The 4,866-nt window shown below is 36.9% G+C and carries 4 protein-coding genes; 3 read left to right on the forward strand and 1 reads right to left on the reverse strand.

All coding sequences use genetic code 11. The features are described 5' to 3' along the window. Both lon and yihA read left to right on the forward strand, forming a co-directional pair. On the forward strand, window positions 1-1,668 hold a 1,668-nt coding region (gene lon, locus ACPYKA_RS18885), incomplete at its 5' end, for an endopeptidase La (protein WP_479543748.1). Next, window positions 1,643-2,224: a ribosome biogenesis GTP-binding protein YihA/YsxC gene (gene yihA / locus ACPYKA_RS18890; RefSeq protein WP_479543749.1), complete on the forward strand. Its 582-nt coding sequence runs from the start codon at window positions 1,643-1,645 to the stop codon at window positions 2,222-2,224. The genes lon and yihA, both read left to right, overlap by 26 nt. Window positions 2,225-2,856: 632 nt before the next feature. Here the strand turns inward: yihA and ACPYKA_RS18895 are convergent. Then, window positions 2,857-3,339 carry a LiaI-LiaF-like domain-containing protein gene (locus ACPYKA_RS18895; protein WP_479543750.1) on the reverse strand — a complete coding sequence of 161 codons (483 nt, stop codon included), beginning with the start codon at window positions 3,337-3,339 and terminating at the stop codon, window positions 2,857-2,859. Window positions 3,340-3,582: 243 nt separating this feature from the next. On the opposite strand from ACPYKA_RS18895, the gene hemA reads away from it, so the two are divergent. Beyond that, a partial coding sequence (hemA, locus tag ACPYKA_RS18900; RefSeq protein WP_479543751.1) for a glutamyl-tRNA reductase occupies window positions 3,583-4,866 on the forward strand: 1,284 nt, incomplete at its 3' end.

Below are 4,866 nucleotides of genomic sequence, written 5' to 3' on the forward strand. Positions count from 1 at the left end.
TTACGTGAACAGTTAAAAGCAATTCAGAAAGAACTCGGAGAAGGGGATGGAAAACTTAGTGAAGTTGACCAACTTCGAGAAAAAATCATGGAACGCAAGATGCCGGAACGAGTGTCTGCAGTTGCGTTAAAGGAATTAGATCGTTTCGAAAAGATTCCCCAAAGTTCAGCAGAAAGTTCAGTGATTCGAAATTATATAGATTGGCTTATTTCCTTACCTTGGCATGAAAAAACAGAAGATACGATTGAAATTGCACAAGCTGAAAAAATATTAGACGAAGATCATTATGGGCTAGATAAGGTAAAAGAGCGGATTTTGGAATATTTAGCTGTGCAAAAATTAACCAATTCGATTAAAGGTCCTATTTTATGTTTAGTCGGACCACCAGGTGTTGGAAAGACCTCACTTGCAAAGTCCATCGCACGTGCGATTAATCGTAAATTTGTCCGAATCTCTCTTGGTGGTGTACGAGATGAAGCGGAAATTAGAGGGCATAGAAAAACTTATATTGGTGCAATGCCGGGTCGGATTATTCAAGGGATGAAACGAGCAACTACAACTAATCCCGTTTTCTTACTTGATGAGATTGATAAAATGGCGAATGACTTTCGAGGAGATCCTGCCTCAGCAATGCTAGAAGTATTAGATCCGGAGCAAAACCATAATTTCAGCGATCATTTTATAGAAGAAACGTATGATTTATCGAATGTTCTATTTATTGCAACAGCCAATTATGTAAATAATATACCCGGTCCATTGTTAGACAGAATGGAGCTAATTTCAATTGCCGGATATACAGAAGTTGAAAAACTCCATATTGCAAAAAGACATCTTATCCCAAAGCAGCTAAAAGAAAATGGATTAAAAAAAGGCAACTTGCAAATTCGTGATGGAGCGTTACTGAAGGTGATTCGTGAATATACACGAGAAGCGGGAGTTCGTGGCTTAGAACGAACAGTGGCAACTTTATGTAGAAAAGCTGCTAAAATTATCGTTTCTGGGGAACAGAAAAGAGTCATTGTTACAGATAAAAGGGTAGAGGAATTACTTGGAAAGCCACTTTATCGCTATGGTCAAATGGAGCAAGAAGACCAAGTAGGTACAGCTACCGGGCTTGCATATACAGCAGTAGGCGGAGATACATTATCGATTGAAGTTTCCCATTATCCTGGTAAAGGAGAATTAATTCTAACTGGTAAACTCGGTGACGTAATGCGAGAATCCGCACAAGCTGCTTTTAGTTATATTCGTTCACGGGCTGACGAATTGAAAATACCTGCCGACTTTCATAAACAGTATGATATCCATATTCACGTCCCTGAAGGAGCTACACCAAAAGATGGCCCTTCAGCAGGGATTACGATGGCAACTGCACTTGTTTCAGCATTGACAGGTCGTGCTGTGAAACGTGATGTCGGTATGACAGGTGAAATAACATTACGAGGTCATGTGTTACCGATTGGTGGGTTAAAAGAAAAATCCTTAAGTGCTCACAGAGCAGGAATAACAACGATCATTATACCTGCAGATAATGAAAGAGATATTGAGGATATTCCTAAAAGTGTCCGTGATGATTTAACGTTTATAAAAGTGAAAAATTTAGACGAAGTTCTAAAACACGCTCTTGTGGAGGAGTCTGCTGATGAAAGTAACAAAAGCCGAGATTGAAATTAGCGCTGTTTCTGCAGCACAGTACCCAACAACGAACCTCCCAGAGATCGCCTTAGCAGGGAGGTCGAATGTAGGGAAATCTTCATTTATTAACCGGATTATTGGAAGAAAAAATCTTGTTCGAACTTCATCGAAACCTGGTAAAACACGTACTTTAAATTTTTATACAATTAATGATTTGTTTTATTTTGTTGATGTACCGGGATATGGTTATGCGAAAGTATCAAAAAAAGAGCGAGAAAAATGGGGTAGGATGATGGAGGAATATTTTGAAACACGCGAGCAGCTCCAACTTGTCGTGCTCATTGTTGATATTCGTCATCAACCTACTACCGAAGATCTGCAAATGTATGATTATATTAATTATTTTGAAATACCACTGCTTATTATAGCGACAAAGTTAGATAAGGTCGCAAAAAATAAACGTACTCAACATGTAAACCAAATAAAAAAGGCTTTCGGTGAAAATGATGCTATTACAATTATCCCGTTTTCGTCGGAAACTAGTGAAAATAAAGAGTTAGTTTGGAAAGAAATAAAAAAATATATCTAAAGAGAAATCCGCTTTTTATCATAATGAAAAGCGGATTTTTCTAATGCCTGCTTTTGTAAACTTGATTTTTAATTTCCATAAACTGTTGAGTAACTTAGGTTGATAATTTATCGGTCAACCTTGCTACTGCACCGTTGATTTCCGCCTCCGGGCAGTTCGCTTTCCGTGGGCACGGCGGTCTGCCTCTGAAGCAGAAAACCACTGCTTCTGAGTCTTCAGACACGTGCTTTTCCCACAGGAGTCGACCGCCCTCCGGCTCCAATCAACCATTGTGATAGTAGTACTGTACAGAGCTGTTACTATGCACATCCCAGCGAAGGAAATACATGGAGACTCCTGCAGGAGGAAAGGCCTAGGTGAGACAACGCAGTGCGTAGCACAAGGAAGGCTCATCAGCCGCCTGCGGAAAGCGGAATGTATTTCCGTAGCGGTAGGGCAATTTCTGTCCGAATTTACTGCACAGTAACTTCAACTACATATTAGATTCAACGAATGAACTTCCTCTCTATTCGTTTCGTTCTAGAGTGGAACGTTTTAGTTATGTGTCAGAGCATCTTTATCTAAGTGGGATGTTTCCCTCATTAAGAACAGAATTGCATAAACGAGGCATGCTGTAGACATCAGTAGAAATCTCATTTTTTAAATCTTAATAAGTACACACCTATAGCAATGAGTGCAACTGGCCAAAATGTTTCTAAAAACTCAACCACACCGTAAATCCAATGAAACCACTCTGGCAATGTAACAGAGAATATCATTAACAAAGCTATCCCAACTAATATAGCAGCCGGAATTAACCCAGACCCTATTTTTAAATAGCGGATGAAAAAGGCAACTCCGACAATAAGTGCATATGCAGACCAATGATCAAACCAAAAGTCATAATTTTCTAACCCATGAAAATGAATTCCTAAACCGAGTAATAATACACCAGTAAATATATTGTTAAATTCTTTTGCAGAATAGCTGTGAATTAAAAATGCTATTCCGATAATAATTAAGAAAGTAGGCCATGAATAAAAATTATCAAATAAAGCTAAATCTAATTGTTTGACTAAAAAATAAATTCCAATGCCAATTAAAACATATGCAGAAAGTGCATGTTGTTTTTTCATCGATAATCCTCTCTTTTCCTGTATTAAATACAGTACTATCATAATATACGAATAAAAAATCAACAAGTACAATTTTGAAAAATGTACATACTATAATAGATTTAGTCATTTAGTTGAAGAAGTTTTTAAAATAATGTCAAAGTAAGTTCAAACCTTATACAAGAAAAACTAGGCGCACAATGTTATAATTAGATTAGAATAATTATTATCTTCATGAAATAAATGCTTAAAGGAGCATGAAACGTGTATATTTTACAAGTAGGCTTTAATTATAAAACAGCACCTGTAGAGATACGTGAAAAGCTTGCTTTTTCTGAAGAGTCCATAGAGGACGCAATGTTACAACTAAAAACTAGAAAGAGCATTTTGGAAAATGTAATCATTTCTACATGTAATCGTACAGAAGTTTATGCTGTTGTTGATCAAATTCATACTGGTCGTTATTATATTAAACAATTTATCTCCGATTGGTTTAATATACCGATGGATGAATTTGCTTCGTACTTAGAAATTAATGAAAATGATGAGGCCATTGAGCATTTACTACGAGTGTCAGTTGGACTTCATTCAATGGTTCTTGGAGAGACACAAATTCTCGGACAAATGAGAGACACTTTCCTGACTGCACAAAAATTAAAAACTACAGGTACGATCTTTAATGAATTGTTTAAACGTGCGGTAACTTTTGCTAAGCGTGCGCATAAAGAAACTGCTATTGGTGAACATGCCGTTTCGGTCAGTTATGCTGCAGTGGAACTTGCCAAAAAAATATTCGGTGATATTACGGATAAACATGTTGTTATCTACGGTGCAGGTGAAATGGGAGAACTTGCTGTTAAAAATCTATCCGGAGCGGGTGTAGGGAATATTACAGTAATAAACCGTACCCTTAAACGAGCAGAAGAATTAGCAACACAGTTTAAGGCAACAGCAAAAACATCAGATGAATTAGAGACTGTTTTACAAAAAGCAGATATTTTAATTAGTTCAACTGCTGCTAAAGAGCCGATCCTTTCTAAAAAAGATTTTGAACCCATTCAAAAGGTTAGAAAAGGAAAGCCTCTTTTCTTAGTAGATATTGCCGTTCCAAGAGATTTGGATGCGAATATTAGTGAACTTGATAGTGTCTTTCTTTATGATATAGATGATCTACAACATATTGTAGATCAGAACTTAGCTGAGCGACAAGAAGCTGCTAAAGTAATTGAATCGCAAATAGCAGATGAAATTTACGAATTTAAAGAATGGGTAACAACGCTTGGTGTTGTCCCGGTGATTCGTGCATTAAGGGAAAAAGCATTAGACATACAAAGTGAAACTTTTGCCAGTATTAAACGTAAAATTCCAGATCTTACGGAACGAGAGCAAAAAGTGATTAGTAAACATACAAAAAGTATCGTTAACCAATTGTTAAAAGATCCAATAATTCAAGCTAAAGAATTGGCAGGCAATAAAAATTCTGAAGAACTGTTGTCCTTATTCGTAGATATATTTGGGATCGACGAAAAAGTGAAAAAGGAAGCGGAG

The sequence above is a fragment of the Pseudogracilibacillus amylolyticus (SeqCode) genome (assembly GCF_051918545.1).
Taxonomy (GTDB): domain Bacteria; phylum Bacillota; class Bacilli; order Bacillales; family Amphibacillaceae; genus Pseudogracilibacillus.